Source organism: Rhodosalinus halophilus, from assembly GCF_003298775.1.
GTDB classification, from domain to species: Bacteria; Pseudomonadota; Alphaproteobacteria; order Rhodobacterales; family Rhodobacteraceae; genus Rhodosalinus; species Rhodosalinus halophilus.
In genome coordinates, this window is sequence record NZ_QNTQ01000011.1 from 1 (window position 1) to 19,731 (window position 19,731).

The 19,731-nt window shown below is 71.1% G+C and carries 16 protein-coding genes; 10 read left to right on the forward strand and 6 right to left on the reverse strand.

Going from position 1 to position 19,731, the window contains the following annotated elements:
- Positions 1 to 1,101: 1,101 nt before the first annotated feature.
- Entirely contained in the window at positions 1,102 to 1,878 is a 777-nt protein-coding gene (locus DRV85_RS19190; RefSeq protein WP_158540152.1) for a DUF4384 domain-containing protein, read from the forward strand.
- 3 nt (positions 1,879 to 1,881) lie between these two features.
- Here the strand turns inward: DRV85_RS19190 and DRV85_RS12335 are convergent, their stop codons facing one another.
- A complete protein-coding gene (locus DRV85_RS12335) occupies positions 1,882 to 2,586 on the reverse strand; it encodes a hypothetical protein (protein WP_113289782.1) in 705 nt (234 codons plus the stop codon).
- A gap of 3 nt (positions 2,587 to 2,589) precedes the next feature.
- Positions 2,590 to 3,312: a hypothetical protein gene (locus tag DRV85_RS12340; protein ID WP_113289783.1), complete on the reverse strand. Its 723-nt coding sequence runs from the start codon at positions 3,310 to 3,312 to the stop codon at positions 2,590 to 2,592.
- 194 nt (positions 3,313 to 3,506) lie between these two features.
- On the opposite strand from DRV85_RS12340, the gene DRV85_RS12345 reads away from it, so the two are divergent.
- Together DRV85_RS12345 and DRV85_RS12350 are read left to right on the forward strand one after the other, a co-directional pair.
- The gene (locus DRV85_RS12345; RefSeq protein ID WP_113289784.1) at positions 3,507 to 4,601 is read left to right on the forward strand and encodes a class I SAM-dependent methyltransferase; all 1,095 of its coding nucleotides are present in this window, start codon (positions 3,507 to 3,509) and stop codon (positions 4,599 to 4,601) included.
- Between the two features lie 26 nt (positions 4,602 to 4,627).
- The gene (locus DRV85_RS12350; RefSeq protein ID WP_113289785.1) at positions 4,628 to 5,122 is read left to right on the forward strand and encodes a hypothetical protein; all 495 of its coding nucleotides are present in this window, start codon (positions 4,628 to 4,630) and stop codon (positions 5,120 to 5,122) included.
- A gap of 265 nt (positions 5,123 to 5,387) precedes the next feature.
- Here the strand turns inward: DRV85_RS12350 and DRV85_RS12355 are convergent, their stop codons facing one another.
- Entirely contained in the window at positions 5,388 to 7,676 is a 2,289-nt protein-coding gene (locus tag DRV85_RS12355; RefSeq protein WP_113289786.1) for a caspase family protein, read from the reverse strand.
- Positions 7,677 to 8,559: 883 nt separating this feature from the next.
- On the opposite strand from DRV85_RS12355, the gene DRV85_RS12360 reads away from it, so the two are divergent.
- The 5 genes from DRV85_RS12360 to DRV85_RS12380 all read left to right on the forward strand — a co-directional run bounded on the left by DRV85_RS12360 (position 8,560) and on the right by DRV85_RS12380 (position 13,240).
- Positions 8,560 to 9,618 (forward strand): C4-dicarboxylate TRAP transporter substrate-binding protein, encoded by a 1,059-nt coding sequence (locus DRV85_RS12360; protein WP_113289787.1) that lies wholly within the window; start codon positions 8,560 to 8,562, stop codon positions 9,616 to 9,618.
- Positions 9,615 to 10,136: a TRAP transporter small permease subunit gene (locus DRV85_RS12365; RefSeq protein ID WP_113289788.1), complete on the forward strand. Its 522-nt coding sequence runs from the start codon at positions 9,615 to 9,617 to the stop codon at positions 10,134 to 10,136. The genes DRV85_RS12360 and DRV85_RS12365 overlap by 4 nt, the downstream gene beginning before the upstream one ends.
- The gene (locus DRV85_RS12370) at positions 10,133 to 11,437 is read left to right on the forward strand and encodes a TRAP transporter large permease (protein WP_113289789.1); all 1,305 of its coding nucleotides are present in this window, start codon (positions 10,133 to 10,135) and stop codon (positions 11,435 to 11,437) included. Before DRV85_RS12365 ends, DRV85_RS12370 begins: the two co-directional genes overlap by 4 nt.
- 131 nt (positions 11,438 to 11,568) lie before the next feature.
- The gene (locus DRV85_RS12375) at positions 11,569 to 12,345 is read left to right on the forward strand and encodes a cyclase family protein (RefSeq protein WP_113289790.1); all 777 of its coding nucleotides are present in this window, start codon (positions 11,569 to 11,571) and stop codon (positions 12,343 to 12,345) included.
- A 4-nt stretch (positions 12,346 to 12,349) separates the two neighbouring features.
- Positions 12,350 to 13,240, forward strand: a complete 891-nt coding sequence (locus DRV85_RS12380) for a fumarylacetoacetate hydrolase family protein (protein ID WP_113289791.1) — start codon at positions 12,350 to 12,352, stop codon at positions 13,238 to 13,240.
- Between the two features lie 42 nt (positions 13,241 to 13,282).
- Here DRV85_RS12380 and DRV85_RS12385 read toward each other — a convergent pair whose 3' ends face one another.
- From DRV85_RS12385 to DRV85_RS12395, 3 genes are all read right to left on the reverse strand, one after another.
- Positions 13,283 to 14,479, reverse strand: a complete 1,197-nt coding sequence (locus DRV85_RS12385) for an MFS transporter (protein ID WP_113289792.1) — start codon at positions 14,477 to 14,479, stop codon at positions 13,283 to 13,285.
- Positions 14,480 to 14,596: 117 nt separating this feature from the next.
- Complete coding sequence (locus DRV85_RS12390; RefSeq protein ID WP_199525919.1) at positions 14,597 to 15,694, reverse strand: ABC transporter ATP-binding protein; 1,098 nt, start codon at positions 15,692 to 15,694, stop codon at positions 14,597 to 14,599.
- 109 nt (positions 15,695 to 15,803) lie between these two features.
- The gene (locus tag DRV85_RS12395; protein WP_113289793.1) at positions 15,804 to 16,583 is read right to left on the reverse strand and encodes an SDR family oxidoreductase; all 780 of its coding nucleotides are present in this window, start codon (positions 16,581 to 16,583) and stop codon (positions 15,804 to 15,806) included.
- 150 nt (positions 16,584 to 16,733) lie between these two features.
- Here DRV85_RS12395 and DRV85_RS12400 point away from each other — a divergent pair, with 150 nt between their 5' ends.
- Positions 16,734 to 17,741: a Hint domain-containing protein gene (locus DRV85_RS12400; protein WP_113289794.1), complete on the forward strand. Its 1,008-nt coding sequence runs from the start codon at positions 16,734 to 16,736 to the stop codon at positions 17,739 to 17,741.
- 98 nt (positions 17,742 to 17,839) lie between these two features.
- Entirely contained in the window at positions 17,840 to 19,447 is a 1,608-nt protein-coding gene (locus tag DRV85_RS12405; RefSeq protein ID WP_113289795.1) for a peptide chain release factor 3, read from the forward strand.
- Positions 19,448 to 19,731: the final 284 nt, after the last annotated feature.

Below are 19,731 nucleotides of genomic sequence, written 5' to 3' on the forward strand. Positions count from 1 at the left end.
GCCGCGGCCGTGCCGCCATCGGGCGACGCGGCGCGGAGCCGGACGCCCGCTGCACGCGCCCTGGATGAAAGCCGCGCCGCGCTTGCGGCGCAGCCGCTGTCCGAGGCGCCGCCCGGCGGCGCGCCTTTGCCTGCGGAGGAGGTGCGCCAAGCTGCGGTTGCGGCGGCCGCGCCGGAGCTTGCGGAGCGGGCGGCCGGTCTCGCCCCGAAGGCGGATGCCGCCAGCGCGGCGGAAGTCGAGGCGGACGCCGTCAGCCCGACCCCGCCGCGCGCTGATGCCTCCGTCGCCGCCGTTGCCCAGACCGCGGCCGCCAGCGCGCGCGCCGCGCAGCCGGGAACGGAGGCCGCGCGCCCCGCCACGCCGCGTGCGACCGCCTCGCGGCAGGGCGATCCGCGCGCAACCGCCGCCCCACCCGCCGTGCACTCCCCGGAAACGGTGGAGGCGGACCGCGCCGCAGCCCAGGCGGCGGCACAGGCCGCGCTGCCCGACATCCCCCGCCTTGCCGCCCGCGAGACGGATGATGCCGCTTCTCTGGCCGCGAGCGCGATGGAGCCGGTAAACGCCGCGCCCGCTCCCGCGATGGCGGGATCTGCGCGTCCCGTGTCCCCGAAGTCCGGCGCCATGGCGGCCCAGGCGCTTCAGGCCGAGGCTGCAAGCGCAAACCCGACCCCGGCCAGACCTGCCGCAGCGACGCCGCGACCGCCTGCGTCGCCAGGTGTGCCCGCGCGACAGGCGCAGGGCGCGCGCATCCTTTCCGCCGCCCTGCCCGCAGCATCGGCCCCAGCCGCACAGGCGCGCGCGGCGCCTGCGGCCGGGACGCGGCCCCCCGCCGCCGGCCTCGACACGTCCCGACCGGAAAGCCCGACCGCCACGCCGAGCGCGCCGCAGGCAGCCGCGGCAGCTTCGACGGCTCCGGCAGCCACCGCCGCCGCGGCCGCCGCCGCGGCACCGCAGGCGACGGCGGCCGCCTCTTCATCGCCGGAGGCGGCCCCGGCCGGAGGCACCGACAGCGCGCGCCTGGCCACGCCGCTCGGCCCCAGCGCGCCGCCGAGCGACAGTGCGAGCGCCGTTCTCGCCTGGAGCGGCAGCGGTCAGGAGAGCGTGGACAGCGCCTCTCTCGCCGCGATCTCGGCCTTCATGCGGCCCGACGCGGCGCGCGCCGAGGGCGATGCCCTGCGGGACGGGATCGAGGCCGCGCTCGACGCGGTGGGCTGCGCGCGGCTTCAGGCGATCTTCCAGCCCGAAAGCGGCACGCTCGCGCTGCGCGGCCACGTCCCCGAGCCCGCCGCGGCCGCACCGGTGCGCGATGCGCTCCGCGCCCGGCTGGGCGGATCGATTCCCATCGACGACCGGCTTCTCGTTCTGCCGCGGCCGCAGTGCGACATGCTCGACGCCGTGGCGCGCGTGGGTCTGCCGCAATCGGCCGAACAGTTCACCGACCCGCGCATCATCGGTCAGGAGGCGCATGTCCGCGAGTATCGCTATGCCGAGGGCGAGCGGCTGGTGCTCGACCTCGAGGCGCCGGACTATCCCTCCTACGTCTATGTGGACTACTTCGACGCCGCCGGGCGGGTCATCCACCTGCAGCCGAACGAGACCGTGCCGCTGGAACGCCTCGCGCCCGAAGCGCAGGTCTCGGTCGGTGCGCCGCGCCCGGGCCGCCCCTCGCTCGACATCCGCATCGCGCCGCCCTTCGGTCAGGAGTTCGCCGTGGCCTTCGCGAGTTCCCGCCCGCTCTTCGACGCGCCGCGCCCGATGGTCGAGCCGGCGCTGCCGTATCTGGAGGCTCTGCGCGCAAGCATCTCCGCCGCACGCGCCGACGACCCGGACTACCGCGGCGAATGGGTCTATTTCTTCGTCACGACGGGGCCCGGCTGACGCCTAGAGCGAGCGCAGCAGCACCTTGTTGGAGCCGACCGCCTCCGCGATGCGCTCGAAATGCACGCGCCGCTCGTCGCCCTGCTGGGTGGAGCGCAGCAGGGTCGTCTCCACCTCCTCCAGGATCGTCGCGGCGCCCTCGAGCACCTCGTCGAGCGCCTCTGCGCGCGTCGGCGTCAGCGGACGGCTGGACGTCTGCGGCGCGGGACCGCCGCGGCGCGCGCGCGCTCTGGGCTTGTCCGGATCGCGGTTGGACTGCGCCAGATCGCTCAGGCTGCGCGAAGCTTGCTCCAGCTGTTCGCGCACGGGCGCATAGTCCCCGCTTTCGGCCATTCGGTCCGCCAGAGCACCGATCTCGGAGGCGAGGCAATCGACGATGTAATCCCGGTCCACGATGCGACCGCAGAAGTTCCGCGCCGCTTCCAGCTGGTTTGCGATGGCCGCGGTCGCCGTGTCGCCGACCTCGGTCGCCGCGAGGGCCGCTGCCCCATTGGCGGCGGCCTGCTGCGCCTCTTCTCCGGTTGCTCCGTCCGAGAGCGGCGGCAAGTCCAGCCCGGAGACACCCGCCGGCGGCGCAGGCAGGGGCGGCACGAAGCTGGGGCCTGCGCCATCGATCGGATCGTCGCCCGCCCGCGCGAGCGACGCGGCGAGCGCCGCGGCCGCGAGCGCCGCGACGGCGGCGGAAACTGCGTTCGCGCGTGCAGGCATGGCTTATCTCCCGAACAGGTCGAACTTGACGAAGCTGGCCGTGAAGCTGACCCGCTGGCGGTCCTTCTGATCGAAGATGTCCTCGCCCGCGAGCGTGAAATAGACATTCTCCAGACCGTCGATCCGGAACGAGGCGCCAAGGGTCGCCGTCTCGCCCGTCCAGGCGAGACTCGCGCCGAAGTTTTCCGTGAGCCCGATGCCCGCGCCCGCGAAGAGGCCCGGTTCGGTCTCGTCGTCGCGCCGATGCGTGCCCGCGCCCAGCGTCAGCATCACCGGATAGGCACCATCGGCGATCCGCGTGAAGCTGGTGAAGGCGAGATCGGCGCGCACGTCGTCGTCTTCTGCAGCGCCCCAGCCGCCGAGCCGGTCGGCCGAAAGCGAGACGTAGGTCAGTGCGTTCTCGCCGGCATGGAGCCGGCGCGAGGCCTTTATGCCGAAGTAACCGGAGTCGCCGAAGTCATCGGTAAGCGAGGTCAGCGTCGCCGAAAGCTGGACCCCGATCGCCTCCTCTGCGCTGCCGAAGCCCACCCCGAACGACAGCGAGCCGTCGGGATCGTCGTTCGTCGCGCTCTGCCGGTTCGCGCCGGACAGCGAGAAATAGACCGCACCGTGCGGCGCTGAGGTGCCGGAGGGGATTCCGACGAGCGTCACGAGCTTCTGCCGCTGCGCGTCGGAGTCCGCCACCTGCGCCAGGGCGGCACCGGGCGCCGCCAGAGCGGCGACCATTGCCAGCGGCGCGAGCGCGCATCGGCCTGTCCTGTTTTGCAACATGTTCGACTCCAACCTATGGCGCATCCGGCCGCTCCGCTGAGCCTGCGCCAGTATGCCCCTGACGGGCAACAATTGAAACCTGCGTTCCGAAGGGGAAGGCTCTGTGCTAGACTTTCGGCGACGCACACTCGACCGGGCATGGGGAACACATGCTGCAGCAGACGCCCGGCCCCGAAAGCTTCGCGGACCGGATCGCCGCGCTCGAAGCCGAATGCCGTCGGGTCGCCGCCGAGCTTTCTGCCATGGTCGCGGCGCGCGTATGGGACGCGCCCGCGCGAATCACGGATCTTTGTCGCTCGATGAACCGCGGCCTGCACAGGGGCAATGCCCTTCTCATGGACGTCCAGCGCAGTCTCGCCTCGGAGAGACGAGAGGCCGAAGACCGCGCCGGCGTGATAGCGGCCGAGCGCCGTTGGCACCAGGTGACGATGGCCGCCGCCGAACTGCGACGCACGCTCAACGCCTGGCCCGGGATCCAGGCTCTGGTCATGTCCCAGGCGCCGCCGGCGCGCGTGCCGCTCTATCCCGAGCCGCCCGAGGATCCGCGCCGGGCCGCGCAACTGCGCATGACGGACGATCTGCTTGCGGTCATGCACGGCATGTTCAACGGCGCGCCGCAGTCGGACGTGGCGCGCGATCATGGCTGCCACGACGACATTCCGATGCCGCACTCCGCGTTCCTGGAGCACATCCACGCAGCGCATCGCGTGATGCTGGCCCTGGGCCGCAGGTCGCCCACCCGCTTTCTCGACGTCGGCTGCGGCGGCGGGCTGAAGGTGCTGACGGCGGCGCGCGTCTTCGACGGGGCGGATGGCCTCGAGTTCGACCCCGCGCACGCCGAAGCGGCCCGGCGCCTGCTCGCCCGGGCGCCCGCCCTCGACACATGCGTGTTCGAAGCCGACGCGCTGCAGTTCGACGGCTACTCCGGCTACGACGTCATCTACGCCTACCGCCCGTTCAGCGACGAGGAGAAGGCCCGCCGCATGGAGGCCCGGATCGCCGACTCCGTCCCGCCGGGCACCGTGCTCCTGCTGCCGCTGGCAGTCGGCCCGCCCGAAAGCTGCGCGCGGATCGAGGGACCGCTTCATGTGGCCGGCCTCTCGGCGGACGAGGCGGCGGAGCTGAAGGCCGAGGCCGAGCGCATGGGCTGCGCGATCCGCGCCCGCGCCAATGGCTATGCGCCGCCTGCGTGGCGCGCCGTGCTCGAAGCCTCGCGTGACAACGGCTTCGACCTGCGCGCCTGAACGGCCGGCATCATCGAGGGGGCACCATGGGTCTGCACGATCTGGAGTCGATCAGCCTGACCGAGATGAACGAGGACGTGCTGGAGAAGGTCGAGCGCTCGCAGTCGCTGGGCTGGCTCGACGGACTCCTGGGAAGCTACAGCAGCCTTCCCGAGGTGCCCCTGGGCACGCCGGTCGAGGTGCTCAAGCACCTCCTGGGCGGCATGCGCGGCCTCTATCTCAGTCACGCGCGCAAGGTCTACATGAAGCAGGCGGAGCGTCTGCTGGCAGTGGTGGAGGCCAACAAGGCCAGTCCGCTGGCGATCTTTCTAGAATACGTGGACCAGCCCGACTTCGAGACCACGCTCAAGACCTATACCGTCTGGAAGGGCACCCTGTTCGAAACGCGCGTCGCCGGCGAGACAGTCGTCTGCTGGCACCCGGACAAGGATTTCCGACCCGCGGACTACAAGCGGATCAAGCATACCCGCTACAGCGAAGTCGGCCGCAAGCAGCGGCGCCGCGCCGCGCGCCGCGAATGACGCAAGTCCCCGGTCCCGCGCCGCGAGGCCTCGCGGAACGGTTCTCGAGCCCCCCACCAGGCGGCCGCACGACCCCTCCTCGATGCGACGCTGGTGCGCGCGGCGCGGATGAGCGCCTGGGTCGTGTTGCGTTTACACGGAAACACTTCGACGACGGGCGCGCGACCGCCCGGGTGGGCGCGGAACGCGCCCGCCTTGGGGGCGGGCGGGCGCGTGCCCGTCGCGGTCGCGACGGGCAGGTGAATCCGATCCGCCGCAATACGCTCTAGAACAGGTCCGAACGCACCGGATTCTCGGCCCAGTAAGCCTTCGCGAGCGCGGTGAGCATCTCCGACGGGGCGCTGCCCGGCTGCGGCAGGCCGGCGGCGACGATGCGGGCCTCGATCGCGGCGCGCGTGCGCGGCCCGATCACGCCGTCGACCGTCACCTCCTCGCCCAATTCGTTGAGAAGACGCTGGATCGCACGCGCAAGATCGCGCTCGGTCTGCCCCGCGATCTGCGCCCGGGCGCGCGCCGCCGCCTCCTCGTCGGGCAGGTGCAGCGCCTTGGCCGCGCGGACCAGCGCTTCGGCCGTGGAGAACCCCGTGACCTCCCCGTTCAGGATCATGTTGGCGGCGTTGACCCCGCCCCAGCCGTCGCCGCGGGCGAGCCCCATGTCGTACCACCGCACGGCCTCCCGGGGGCTCTCGTCCACCTGGCCGCGCACGATCATGCGGCCGAGATCCGCGGGGGCGCGCGGATGGCCCCCCTCGGCCGCGCGCACGAACCACGCGTAGGCGGCCCCGTAATCCGGCTCTCCGCCGTCGAGCGCATAGAGTTCGACGAAGCCCAGGTTATGGTAGCCGTAGATATCCTCGCGCGCCGCCGAGGCGCGCAGGTAGCGCAGCCCCCGCTCGGGCAGGAAATGCGCGCCGTCGGTGTTCAGGAAGTAGACGCCCAATTCGTTCATCGAATAGGTGTGGCCGAGTTCCGCCGCGCGGTCGAGCAGCTCGAATCCGCGTTCGAGTTCGGCGTCCGTCTCGCCGTTGCGCAGCAGGAACCGGCCCAGCAAGTGCATGGCGAAGGGATCCCCGGCGGCGATCCCCCGCTCCAGCAAGGCGTTCGCGCGCGCCCGATCCTCGGGCACGTCGAAGAGGTCGCGGTCCACCTGCTGCGAGGTCAACAGCCGCGCGGTCGCGTACATCGCCCGGACGTGCCCTGCGTCGGCGGCATGGCGAAAGCTGCGGAACGCGGCCTCGTAATCGGCGGCGGCCTGCTGCGCGCGGCCCAGCTGATAGCGGAAGCGGGCCACGTCCGGCGCCGCCTCCAGCGCGGCGGAACAGGCGGCCCGCGCCTCGGCCACGGGAATCTCGTTCGGCAGGCGGTAGAATCCCACGCCGCCCGGGTCCAGCGCGTCGCCCGCAGCCAGGTCGCAGGCGTTCACTTCCATCTCCAGGTTGACTTCGACACGCGCGCCGCCGCCCACCTCCAGCGTGACGCTGTCGGTGACCGTCTGCGCGAGCGTGTCCGCTCGCCGCTCGGTGATCGTTGGCGCATAGGTCATCGCGCCGTTCATGGTGACGAGGCCGTTGGCCGCGCGCTCGACCACCGACACAGGCGGCAGCTCCCCCCGGCCCAGAGCTTCGGCCAGCGCGGGCCCCAGCGCGACGGAACGGTCATAGGGCAGCGTCAGGGTCACCGTCTCGGGGAGCGGGGGCTCGTCCGGACCCGGTGACGACGAACTGCGCGCCCCGCCGGTCCCGGTGGTTTCGGGCGTCGCGCTCTCGGGTTGGCGTGCCTCCGCCGAAAGAAAGGTGAAGGGCCGCACCAGCGTCGAGCTTTCCCAGGGAACCTGGCGTCCGCCCGTCGCCTCGTAGACCCGCGCACGCACGCGCGAGAAAAGCTCCGTCGCCTCTGCATCGGGGTGTTCCCGCATCGCCTCGAGGATCGCGGCCGTATAGGGGCTGTGCCCGCCCTCTTCGCCGTCGTATGCGACCATCCCCGGCGCCGTGGAAAAGGCGAGAAGCGAGTTCAACGGTGTCTGGAACACGTCGAAGCCGGATCGCGTCTCGAAGAGCGAGGCGTCGAGCTCGCCGGCGAGCTTCGTGTCCGGAAACGGGTTCTCGCGGCAGGCGTCGATCATGGCGACATGCACGTCGCCGCGCGCCGAGAGCAGGTCGATCACCCGGTCCAGGGTGATCGATTCGACCGGCAGATCGTAGATGGAGTCGAAGGCCACGTCGGTGGGCAGCAGGTAGTTGCGCCGCCCGATCTGGATGCCGTGCCCGGCATAGAAGAAGACGATCTCGGCGCCCTCGTCCACATTGAGGATCGACTGACGCATGAGCGTCTCGAAGCCTTCGCGGTCGACGTCGTAGTCGTCGAACACGACGAAGCCCATCTCCCGGAGCGTTTCCGCCATGCGGCGGGCGTCGGCGCGCGCGTTCGAGAGATCGTTGACGGTCTCGTAGTCCTGGTTGCCGACCACGACCGCGATGCGCTCCGCGGTGGCCGGAGACCCGAATAGCGCCGCGAGCGAGACCGCGGCGCCTGCGAGATGGGCACCGAGGCGCATGGCGGCTGTCAGCTCCAGCTGCCGCCGCCACCACCGCCTCCGGCGGAACCACCCCCGCCGGAGGAACCGCCACCGCCGGAGGAACCGCCACCGCCGGAGGAGCCACCCCCTCCGGAGGCGCCGCCGCCGCCCGTGCCACCGGCTCCGCCACCTTCACCGCCGACGGAAGGGCTGCTCTGCGCGTTGCTGACAGGCGTGGCGGACTGGGTCTGGGGCTGGCTGCTCTCTGAATAGTAGGGCGTCCCGCCAGTACTTCCGGTCTGGCACCCGGCCACGGCTGCAGCGAACACGAAAGGAGTCAGGATTCGCACGCCAGAATGGATCGACATCGGAAAACCCCGCTGAATTCGGTGTAACTCTTGCCGCGCTTGGCGGCCGGCCGAAACATGACGCAACGTTAACACAGCGCGCGACACCTGTCGAACGAAGACGCGGGCACATGTCGCGGTCAGTGAAGGTTGCATCACGCGCCCCGCATCCCCGGCAGGGCACCGCCGCGCAGGGCATCCGGCGGTCGCCCGCGCACTTGGGTGCCGGGCGGCCCAGGACAGCAGGGCGCCCCTGGGATATCTGCCACATCCGGGTCTGTTGCCATGGCGCGCGTCGCGCGGTCGGGCATCGCCGAGATCCAGACCGCGCGACGCCCCCCGCATCGCCCCGACAGAGGACATGCCGCCCGGCCGCGCGTCCCTTCGCAGAGTCGGCGCATCGCCGGCTCGCCTGGATTGGACTCGCACCGCGTTCCAACCATGCCAGGGCAGGCGGCCCGGATGCCTCCACCGCCCCCGGACGGACCGCCCCACCCTCTTGCCGCTCCGCGCCACGCGGTCCATTCTGCGCCCCGAAGGCCCTGGAAGGAGGGCCGCGCCAAGGGAGGATACCCATGCATCGCATCGCCGCCGCAGCCGTGCTGGCCTGTGCGCTCGCCGCGCCTGCCGCCGCCCCCGCCGAAAGCTTCAGCGCCACCGTCGCCGCCGGCCATCCGCCGGTCTTCCGCTGGGTCCGGATGATCGACGAGGTCTTCGAGCCGAAGGTGCAGGAGGCGCTCGAGGGCACGGAGCACTCCATCACCTTCTCCAACCAGTTCGGCGGCGCCATCGCGGGCGTGGGCGAGGAACTGGAGGCGATCGAGGTTGGCCTGGCCGAGATCGGCACATGCCAGGCGCTCTTCGACCCGGCGAAGCTCGCGGTGCAGAACGTGACCTACTACACCCCCTTCGTCTCCGACGACGTGCGGCAGGTGGCGACGCTCATGCACCAGCTGCACCAGCAAGAGCCGGCGATGACGCGCGCCTACGAGGACAACGGCGTGGTCTATCTTGGCGCGCCCATCGGCATCGACGACTACATGCTGATGACGAATTTCCCGGTCGAGAGCCTCGACGACCTCGAGGGCCGCAAGATCGCCGCGCCCGGCGCCGCGATCAACTGGCTGTCGGGCACCGGCGCGGTGGGCGTCTCGGGGAACCTGACGACCTACTACAACGAGCTCAAGACCGGGGTCTACGACGGGGTGATCGTCTTCGCCTCGGCCGCGCTGCCAGGCAAGCTCTTCGAGGTCGCGCCCTACATCACCCGCTTCGGCCTCGGCGCGCAGTTCGCCGGCGCGCTCTGCGCCAACGAGGGCTGGTACGAGGGCCTGCCGCAGGAAGTGAAGGACGCGCTGCACGAGGGCGCGGATGCCGCCATGACCTGGTATCATGACGAACTCGAGGCCGCCGTCGAGACCGCCTTCCAGAAGATGGAAGAGGCCGGCGCCACGATCACCGACGCCAGCCCCGAGATGCGCCGCGAATGGGCCGCGGGCATGGACAACGCCGCGAAGGAATGGGCCGAGGGGCTCGACGCACAGGGCCGCCCGGGGACCGAGATCCTCTCGGCCTACATGGAGGCGATGCGCGAGGCCGGGGCCGAGCCGCTGCGCGACTGGGACCGCGAATGAACGACACGACGGACGCGCGGCGGGAGCCCCTCCCGCTGCGCGCGCTCGACGCCGCCACGCAGGGCCTCAACGTCGCGGGCTCCGCGCTGATCCTCGCGCTCATGGCGCTCGTCGGCCTCGACGTGGCGGGCCGCAACCTCTTCGGCGCGCCGATTTCGGGCGTGCCGGAACTGGTCTCGCTCTCGATCGTCGCCATCGTCTTCCTGCAGATCCCGCAGGCGCTGCGCGCGGGCCGGATGACCCGGTCGGAGGGCGTTCTCTCCGTGCTGCACCGGCGCGCCCCGCGCGCCGCCCGCGCGCTCGAGACGCTCTTCGACCTCGCTGGCGCGGCCGTGGTCGGCGCCATCGTCTGGGCCACCTGGCCGCTCTTCACCCGCGCGCTGGAACGCGGCGAATTCGTCGGCGCCGTGGGCGACTTCACCGCGCCCACCTGGCCGGTCAAGGGCATCATCGTGCTCGGCGGCACGATGCTGATCCTGCAGTTCCTCGCCCGCATCGCGCGGCGCTACGCTGCATGACGCCCATCGAGATCGGCATTCTCGCCCTCGCCGCGATGGGCGCGCTGGTCCTGCTGGGCCTCTTCGTGCCCATCGCGCTGATCCTGTGCAGCTTCGCGGGCGTCTGGGCGATCAAGGGCTCGCCGGATCTCGCCGCAAAGCTGCTGGCGCTCGCCGCCAACGACGCGATCTCCAGCTACTTCTTCGGGGTGGTGCCGCTCTTCGTGCTGATGGGCTTCCTCGTGGCCGAGGCCGGGCTGGGGCGCGACGCCTTCGACGTGGCCAACGCCATGTTCCGCCGCCTGCGCGGGGGCCTCGGCGTGGGCACCGTGGGCGCCAACGCGATCTTCGCCGCGATCACCGGCATCTCCATCGCCTCGGCCGCGGTCTTCACGAAGATCGCCGTGCCGCAGATGCGCCGCCACGGCTATTCCCCGCGCTTCTCGGTGGGCGTGGTGGCGGGGTCCTCGGTGCTGGGCATGCTGATCCCGCCCTCGCTGCTCTTGATCCTCTACGGCATCCTCACGGAGCAGAGCATCGGCGACCTCTTCCTCGCCGGCATCGGGCCGGGCCTGCTGCTCGCGCTCTTTTTCGGGGCGGGCATCGTGCTCATGGCCATCTTCACGCCCCGCTTCGTGGGCACGCCGGACCCCGCGCCCGAGGGCGACCTGCCGCCCGCTCAGCTTCTGTCGAAGGGCCTGCCCATCGCGAGCCTCATCGCGCTGGTTCTGGGCGGCATCTACGCCGGTGTCTTCACGCCGGTCGAGGCCGGCGCCATGGGCGCCATAGGCGCGCTCGCCCTCGGCCTCGCGCGCGGCAGGCTGGGCTGGCGCGCGCTGTGGCGCGTGCTCGTCGAGACCGGCCTCGTCACCGCGGCCGTCTGCTTTCTCATCATCGCGGCGCAGATGTATTCGCGGATGCTGGCCTTCTCCGGCGTGCCCGCCGGCCTCGGCGACTGGGCCGCGCAGGCGAACCTCGGCTTCTGGGGCCTGATGCTCCTCTACGTGCTGATCGTCGTGGCGCTCGGCATGATCCTCGATTCGTCCTCCATCATGTTGATCCTCGTGCCGCTGATGCTGCCGGTGGTGCAGCCGATGGGCGTCGACCTGATCTGGTTCGGCATCGTCACCGTGATCGCGGTCGAGATCGGCCTGCTCACACCCCCCTTCGGCATCTCGGTCTACGTCATCAAGTCCACCCTCGACGACCCCGCCATCACGCTGGGCGACATCTTCGCCGGCGCCGCCCCCTTCGCGGCGATGATGGCCCTCGTACTCGCGCTCGTGATGGCCTTCCCCGTGATCGCAACCTTTCCGCTATGACGCACCCCGGTCCTTCCTCTTGCCATGAATACCCCCGCCGGAGGCACGCCCGAGGAGGGGGCGAAGGCCCCCGACGAGACGAAGGAGGCGCGCCGCAGGCGCACCGCTGAATCCAAGCTGGAGGAGAGCTCATGTCCCGCAAACTGATCGACATCTCCGTGGCGCTCGAGGCCGACATCGCCTCGGACCCGCCGATCATGCTGCCCGAGATCACCTACATGACCCACGACCAGACCGCCGAGCAGGTGGCGAGCTTCTTTCCCGGCCTCACGAAGGACGACCTGCCCGGCGGCGAGGGTTGGGCGATCGAGTTCCTGAAGGTCGCCACCCACAACGGCACCCATCTCGACGCGCCCTACCACCACCATTCCACGATGAACCGCGGCGAGCGGGCGATCACCATCGACGAGGTGCCGCTGGAGTGGTGCCTCAATCCCGGCGTGAAGCTCGACTTCCGCCATTTCGAGGACGGCTACGTCGTCTCTGCGGCCGAGGTCGAGCAAGAGCTCGCGCGCATCGGACATGAGCTCAAGCCGCTCGACATCGTGCTGGTCAACACCCGCGCCGGCGCGCGCTATGGCCAGCCCGACTATGTCGACTCGGGCTGCGGCATGGGCCGGGAGGCGACGATGTATCTGCTGGAGCGCGGCGTGCGGGTCACGGGCACCGACGCCTGGTCCTGGGACGCGCCCTTTTCCCACACCGCGAAACGCTGGGCCGAGACGCATGATCCGTCCATCATCTGGGAAGGGCACCGCGCCAGCATGGACATCGGCTATTGCCACATGGAAAAGCTCACGAACCTCGAGAGCCTGCCGGCCACGGGCTTCACGGTGAGCTGCTTCCCGGTGAAGATCAAGGGCGCCTCGGGCGGCTTCACCCGCGCGGTCGCGATCCTGGAGGACTGAGGCGATGAAGCTCGGAACCGTGGCGTATCAGGGCCGGGAGCGGCCCGTCGTGGTGCTGGACGAGACGCGGGTCGTGGACCTCTCGGCCGATTTCCCGGACATGCTGGCGGTGGTGGAGGGCGGCGCGGCCGCGCTCGACACGGTGCGCGCGCGCCTGCAGGCAGCCGAGGCGACGATCCCGCTGGCGGAGGCAGGGATGCGCTGCCCGATACGCCCCGTGCAGTATCGCGACTGCCTGGTTTTCGAGGCGCACCTGAAGAACTCCTTCGCCGCCGCCGAAAAGATGACCGGCCGCCGCTTCGAGATCCCGCAGGTCTGGTACGACCAGCCGATCTACTACAAGGGCAACCGCATGTCCTTCATCGGCGACGGGCAGGACATCCTCTGGCCCGCCTACGCGGAGTTTCTCGACATCGAACTGGAGCTGGCGATGGTCGTGGGCCGAACGGGCAAGGACATCAGGGCCGCCGAGGCGGAGCCCTACATCTGGGGCTACACGATCCTCAACGACGTCTCGGCGCGCGACGCGCAGATGGTCGAGATGGCCGGCCAGCTCGGGCCCGCCAAGGGCAAGGACTTCGACACCGGCAATATCCTCGGGCCCTGGATCGTGACCGCGGACGAGATCGCGCATCCCGTGGCGCTCGACATGGAGGCGCGGGTGAACGGCGAGCGCTGGGGCGGTGGCAACTCCCGCGACATGCACCATGACTTCGGCCGCATCCTCGAACACATCTCCGCCTCCGAGACGGTGTATCCGGGCGAGGTCATCGGCTCGGGCACCGTGGGCACGGGCTGCGGGCTCGAGGTGGGCCGGCGGCTCGCGCCCGGCGACGAGATCGCGCTCGAGGTCGAGGGCATCGGTGTGCTGCGAAACCGCATCCTGCGCCCCTGAAGGCCGGACCCTGCGCGTGGCGCGGTGCCCGCCGGGCGGCTGTCAGCCTGCGCCGGGCCCAGCCGCGCGCTGCGCGGCGCGCTCCCTAATCCAGGCGGGCCTGAGGGCCGCGGCGGTTCCCAGCGAGACCGCCGCGGCGCCAAGGAACATCGGCACCTCGCCCAGCTGCTGCGCCGCCGCGCCGGCGAGGATCGGCCCCGCCACGCTTCCCAGCGCATAGGCGAGAAGCGCCGCCGTGAATCCCCGCGCCGGCTGGCCGGGAAAGAGCCGCTCCGACCAGAACGCGAGCACGGCGCTCGTCATCATCACGTGGACGCCCTGCAATCCGGCCGACAGGGCCACGCCCGCCCAGCTCGCCGGTGTCGCCGTGACGAGGGCGAGCGACACCGCGGAGCCGAGCAGCAGCAGGTGCAGCAGCCGCGCCAGTCCCGCCGAGGTGCGGGCCCGGCCGGTGAAGACCCCGAGGAGGCCGAAAAGGCCGAAGATACCGTAGACGACGCCGGGCGCGGCGCTGGGGGGCAGGCCCTCGAGTCCCCCGGAGCGCGCGATGCGGTCCGCCGCGAAGGAGATGTAGATGGCCGAGGTCACCCCGAGGGACAGCGCGACCGCGAAAAGCGGACGCGCCGGCGGCGCGGCGAAGGCGCGCCAACGCCAGGCCCGGGGCGACGCCCGCGGCCCCGCCGCCTCGCGCAGGGCGCGCAGGTTCGCCAGCGCGGTCAGCGCACCGGCGGCCGCGAAGAGGGCCCAGCAGAGCCGCCACGACACGCCGTAAAGGCTCGCCAGCAAGGCGGCGGCCCCCGCAGCCGCGATCCCGAGCGCGGTGCCGGTGCTGACGGCCGAGAGCGCGGCGGGCCGCGCCCCGTCCGGCAGCCGCCGCTGGACCGCCTCGTTGAAGGGCGTCCAGGCGAAGCCCGTGCTCGACATCGCCAGACAGACCCCGAGCGTCAGCGCCACCACCCCGGGCGCCGAGGCGACAATCGCCATGCCGAGCGCGGCGGCGCACAGCCCCGCGACCACCGGCAGCCGCGGACCCAGACGCGCCGTCATGCGCTGCGCGACCAGCAACCCGAAGAACAGGCTCGCGAAGCCCGCGCCGGACACGAGACCCGCGGCCTGCGTCGAGAGGCCGAAGGCCGACCGGAACTCGGACAGGAACAGCCCGAAGCCGATCCGCGCGGGGCCGTAGGCGATGCCGGTCGCGGCGAAGCCGGCGGCGGACAGTTTCCAGAACGGCGTCACGGCACGGTCACTCCCTTTCGCGCCCGGCTGGAACGGCACGGCGTGCGCTTTGTTTCCGTGCCCCCGCGGCAAACGGAGTGCGGTGTCTTGCCGCGCACGGGCCGTCGCGGCGCGTGCCTAGACCTGCACCGGGCCGGTCGCCGGGAAGACGAAGCAACGGTCGCGCCGGATCGTGAGCCAAAGCGGCGTGCCGCGCTTGGGCAGAAAGACGTTGGGCACCGTGGCCTTCAGGATCGAGCCGTCGAAGTCCATGCGGAACTCCACCAGGCTTTCGTTGCCCAGAAAGCGCGCGCGCTCGACCACGCCGCGCGCGGCCACGCCTTCGCGCGCGGTGGGGTTGGGGCCGTGCCCGTTCCGGTCGAAGTCGATGCCCACGTGCTGCGGCCGGAACACGATGTCCACCTCGGCCCCGTCCGGCACGCCCGGCGCCAGGAATCGGCCGAAGGGCGTCTCCGTGAGCGCCCCGTTCACCGTGCTGCGGATCACGTTGATGTCGCTGAAGAAGGCGACCGCCGCCTTGTCCACCGGCGCATTGTAGATGTTGTAGGGCGCCCCCCGTTGCACGATCGCGCCGTCGCGCATCAGCGCGATCTCGTCGGCCATCCGCATGGCTTCCTGCGGCTCGTGCGTGACCAGCAGGACGGCGGTATCCTCTTCCTTGAGCAGGGTGAGCGTCTCGTCCCGGATGCCGTCGCGCAGCCGGTTGTCGAGGCCCGAAAAGGGCTCGTCCATGAGCATGATCTTCGGCCGCGGCGCGAGTGCGCGCGCCAGCGCCACCCGCTGCTGCTCGCCGCCCGAGAGCGCATGAGGATAGTTGTCGGCGTAATGGGCGAGCCCCACCCGCTCCAGCAGCGACATGACGCGCGCACGCCGCGCCGGTTTCGAACCGCGCAGCCCGAAGCCCACGTTGTCGGCCACCGTGAGGTGCGGAAAGAGCGCGAAATCCTGGAACATCAGCCCGATCGAACGCCGCTCGGGCGGGATGCGGAAGACGGTGTCGCAGATCAGCTTGCCATCGACCCAGATCTCTCCGGCGTCCTGCATCTCGACGCCGGCGATGATCCGGAGCGTGGTGGACTTGCCGCAGCCGGAGGGCCCCAGCAGGCAGGTCACCTGCCCGGGGCGGATGGTGAGCGAGACATCGTCCACCACCCGGCGCCCGCCGTAGCTGCGGACGAGACCGCGGATCTCGAGACGGGGCGCTTCGGGCAGCAAGACGGGGGCCTTCCGGGGTTTCCGAGCGAATTTCTCGGCTTCGCGGGCAGATAGCAAGCCGGGCGGGCGCGTTCAAGACGCGGCCACCCACTCCGGACGCGGACGCCGCTCAGATCGTGAAGTTCGTCCCGCCCCCGTCGAGGAGCAGGTTCTGCCCGACGATGAAGCCCGCGTGCACCGAGCAGAGAAAGGCGCAGGCGGCGCCGAACTCCTCCGCCGTGCCGTAGCGGCGGGCGGGAATCGTCGCCGCGCGCCGCGCCCGCGCCTCCTCGAGCGTGATGCCCTCGCGCTCGGCCACGCCCTGATCGAGCGCGTCGGCCCGGTCGGTGGCGTGGATTCCGGGCAGCAGATTGTTGATCGTCACGCCGGCCTCGGCCACCTGCCGCGCGGTCCCGGCGACGTAGCCCGTCAGGCCGGCGCGCGCCGCGTTCGACAGGCCCAGTTGCGGGATCGGCGCCTTGACCGACTGCGAGGTGATGTTGACCACCCTGCCCCAGCCGCGGCGCATCATGCCGGGCAGGAGCGCCTTCATCAGCGCGATGGGCGCGAGCATGTTGGCGTCGAGCGCCGCGATGAAGTCGTCGCGGTCCCAGTCGGACCAGAGCCCCGGCGGCGGCCCGCCTGCATTCGTCACGAGGATGTCGATCTCGCCCGCGGCCTCGAGCACCTGCGCGCGCCCCGCCTCGGTGGTTATGTCCGCCGCGACGGCCGTGACCTCCACGCCATGCGCGTCGCGGATCTCCTGCGCAGCGGCCTCGAGCGCCTCGGCGCCGCGCGCGTTCATCACAAGATCGGCGCCCGCCGCCGCCAACGCGTCGGCGCAGCCGCGCCCCAGCCCCTTGCTCGACGCGCAGACCAGCGCGCGCCGCCCCGCGATCCCAAGATCCATCGGCCTCGCTCCCTCCTCGTATCCGTCGCAGGCGCTTAGCATCGCGCGCACGCCGAGGCCAGCAAAAGGCCCCCCGCCTTCCCCGGCCGCGCCACATTTCCATTGCACGCAAGGCGCGATAGGATGCGACGTCCAGGAGGTGCCGCCGTCATGCCCGCCGATCGCCCGCCGCTGCAGCTTCCCGTTTACGAAGCGCCGCAGTTCACCGTGGTGGAGGGCACGAATCTGGGCGATCCGCTGGGCTTCGCCGACGAACTGCTCCCCGACGACGTCTACGAACTGTCCAAGGAGGCGCGGCCCGCCCGTCTGGCGGTCGATCCCTCGGACGGGACCGCCTTCGCCGTGGCACAGGGAAGCGGCGTCGGTCGGCCCGGGGCCCCCCTGCATCTCGACTGCTGCCTCACTCTGATGGGCCCGGACGGTGTGCCGGCCGAGGCGCTGGTGCTCGTCGAGCTCGACGAGAGCGGCCATGTGGAGGCGATCTACCTTCATCCCATGGCCCGGCTCGCCCCGCGGGTTCCCTACGCGCTCGTCGGGATCGACCGCGCGGGCGCGCGCCGCCGCTTCGCCGAGGTCGGCTGCGTGTCCTTCTCGCGCGGCACGCGCATCACGCTGGCCTCCGGCGCGCAGATCCCCATCGAGGAGTTGCGCGCGGGCGACCGCGTGCTCACCCGCGACGACGGCGCGCAGCCGCTGCGCTGGATCGGGCAGAGCACCGTGCGCGCCGTGGGCGCCTTCGCCCCCATCGTCATCACGGCCGGCGCGCTGCACAACGCCGCCGATCTCGTCGTCAGCCCCGATCACCGCCTCTTCGTCTGGCAGCGCGAGGACAGGCTCGGCGCGGGCCGCGCCGAGGTCCTGGTGCGTGCCCGGCATCTGGTGAACGGCACCACGGTGCATGTCCGCGAGGGCGGCTTCGTGGACTACTTCCAGCTGCTCTTCGACCGGCACCAGATCATCTACGCCGAGGGCATCGCGGCCGAGTCCCTGCTCGTCGACACCCAGACCCGCCCGGTGCTGCCCGAGACGCTGACGAAGGCGCTGTCGAACCGCCTGCCGGGCCACGGCGCGGCCCCGCACCTCGACTTCGAGGTGCAGGAGCGGCTGATCCGGCGCCCCGACGCCGTCGATCTGCTGCGCCGTGCCTCCGCGCGCTGACGGGACGGCGGGCGGGGCGCCTTTCGCGCAGCGAAACAGCGCCGTCCCGCCGGCCGTGCCGATTGCGCAGGCACCGCCCCTCCCCTATATGCCGCGCCATGCTCGACGCGCGCCCCAACCGCCCCGACCTGCCGGCCGAGATCGCCCGCAGGCGCACCTTCGCCATCATCTCGCACCCCGATGCGGGCAAGACAACGCTGACCGAGAAGTTCCTGCTCTACGGCGGCGCGATCCAGATGGCGGGCCAGGTGCGCGCCAAGGGCGAGGCGCGGCGCACGCGCTCGGACTACATGCAGATGGAGAAGGACCGCGGCATCTCCGTCTCGGCCTCCGCCATGTCCTTCGACTACAAGGACTTCCGCTTCAACCTCGTGGACACGCCGGGCCACTCGGACTTCTCCGAGGACACCTACCGCACGCTCACGGCGGTGGACGCCGCGATCATGGTGATCGACGGCGCCAAGGGCGTCGAGAGCCAGACGCGCAAGCTCTTCGAGGTCTGCCGCCTGCGCGACCTGCCGATCCTGACCTTCTGCAACAAGATGGACCGGGAGAGCCGCGACAGCTTCGAGATCATCGACGAGATCCAGGAAAATCTGGCCATCGACGTGACCCCGGCCAGCTGGCCCATCGGAATGGGGCAGGATTTCCTGGGCTGTTACGACCTCTTGCGCGACCGGCTGGAGCTCATGGACCGCGCCGACCGCAACCGGGTGGCCGAGTCGATCGAGATCGAGGGGCTCGACGACCCGAAGCTCGCCGAGCACGTGCCGGCGCAGCTTCTCGAGAAGCTGCGCGAAGAGGTCGAGATGGCGCGCGAACTGTTGCCGGCGCTGGATCTGCAGGCGGTGCAGGAGGGGCATCTCACGCCCATCTGGTTCGGCTCGGCGATCAACTCCTTCGGGGTGAAGGAGCTGATGGACGGCATCGGCGCCTACGCCCCCGAACCGCAACCCGCCCGCGCCGAGCCGCGCCAGATTGCACCCGAAGAATCAAGGGTTTCCGGCTTCGTCTTCAAGGTTCAGGCGAACATGGACCCCAAGCATCGGGACCGGGTGGCCTTCGTGCGGCTCGCCTCCGGTCACTTCAGGCGGGGCATGAAGCTCCTGCACGTCCGGTCGAAGAAACCGATGACGGTTTCCGCGCCGGTCCTCTTCCTCGCCTCCGACCGGGAGCTCGCCGAAGAGGCCTGGGCCGGCGACATCATCGGCATTCCGAACCACGGCCAGCTCAGGATCGGCGACACGCTGACCGAGGGCGAGGCCCTGCGCGTCACCGGCATCCCCTCCTTCGCGCCCGAGCTGCTCCAGGCCGCGCGCGCGGGCGACCCGATGAAGGCCAAGCATCTCGAGAAGGCTCTGATGCAGTTCGCCGAGGAAGGGGCGGCCAAGGTTTTCAAGCCGGTGGTTGGGTCGGGCTTCATCGTCGGCGTCGTCGGCGCGCTGCAGTTCGACGTGCTGGCCAGCCGGATCGAGCTGGAGTACGGGCTGCCCGTGCGCTTCGAGCCCACGCAGTTCACCTCCGCCCGCTGGGTCTCGGGCGACAAGGCCACGCTGGAGCGCTTCGCGAACGCCAACAAGCAGCACATGGCGACCGACAACGACGGCGACATGGTCTATCTCACCCGGCTTCAGTGGGACATCGACCGGGTGGCGCGGGACTGGCCCGACCTGCGGCTCTCCGACACCAAGGAGATGCAGGTCTGAGCGAGCGGGCCCGCCCTCCGCGCCGGTCCGCAGATATCGCTGAATCCTGTTCCCAATCAAAGAATTGGCCGGATTAACTCACGGTCTCGCACAACCCTGCCGGACGTTTTGGATCGGTCCAGAGCTGCGCACGCGTCATCCGCAGGGCCCTGTGGATGATCCCGCCGGCAGCTGGCGCGACTGCCCCGGGGGCGGCGCCCGGTCTTGCGACCGGCGCCGGGCGGCGCGATGATGCGGCCGGATCGTCACGACATTGCCTCGATGTCGGCAAACCGGCCAGGCAC

Coding starts and splice junctions, on each gene's coding strand:
- DRV85_RS12350 (WP_113289785.1), top strand. CDS start 4,628: ATGGGTCTGCACGATCTGGAGTCGATCAGCCTGACCGAGATGAACGAG.
- DRV85_RS12355 (WP_113289786.1), bottom strand. CDS start 7,676: ATGCGCCTCGGTGCCCATCTCGCAGGCGCCGCGGTCTCGCTCGCGGCG.
- DRV85_RS12365 (WP_113289788.1), top strand. CDS start 9,615: ATGAACGACACGACGGACGCGCGGCGGGAGCCCCTCCCGCTGCGCGCG.
- DRV85_RS12400 (WP_113289794.1), top strand. CDS start 16,734: ATGCCCGCCGATCGCCCGCCGCTGCAGCTTCCCGTTTACGAAGCGCCG.
- DRV85_RS12395 (WP_113289793.1), bottom strand. CDS start 16,583: ATGGATCTTGGGATCGCGGGGCGGCGCGCGCTGGTCTGCGCGTCGAGC.
- DRV85_RS12370 (WP_113289789.1), top strand. CDS start 10,133: ATGACGCCCATCGAGATCGGCATTCTCGCCCTCGCCGCGATGGGCGCG.
- DRV85_RS12360 (WP_113289787.1), top strand. CDS start 8,560: ATGCATCGCATCGCCGCCGCAGCCGTGCTGGCCTGTGCGCTCGCCGCG.
- DRV85_RS12405 (WP_113289795.1), top strand. CDS start 17,840: ATGCTCGACGCGCGCCCCAACCGCCCCGACCTGCCGGCCGAGATCGCC.
- DRV85_RS12345 (WP_113289784.1), top strand. CDS start 3,507: ATGCTGCAGCAGACGCCCGGCCCCGAAAGCTTCGCGGACCGGATCGCC.
- DRV85_RS12340 (WP_113289783.1), bottom strand. CDS start 3,312: ATGGTCGCCGCTCTGGCGGCGCCCGGTGCCGCCCTGGCGCAGGTGGCG.
- DRV85_RS12335 (WP_113289782.1), bottom strand. CDS start 2,586: ATGCCTGCACGCGCGAACGCAGTTTCCGCCGCCGTCGCGGCGCTCGCG.
- DRV85_RS12380 (WP_113289791.1), top strand. CDS start 12,350: ATGAAGCTCGGAACCGTGGCGTATCAGGGCCGGGAGCGGCCCGTCGTG.
- DRV85_RS12375 (WP_113289790.1), top strand. CDS start 11,569: ATGTCCCGCAAACTGATCGACATCTCCGTGGCGCTCGAGGCCGACATC.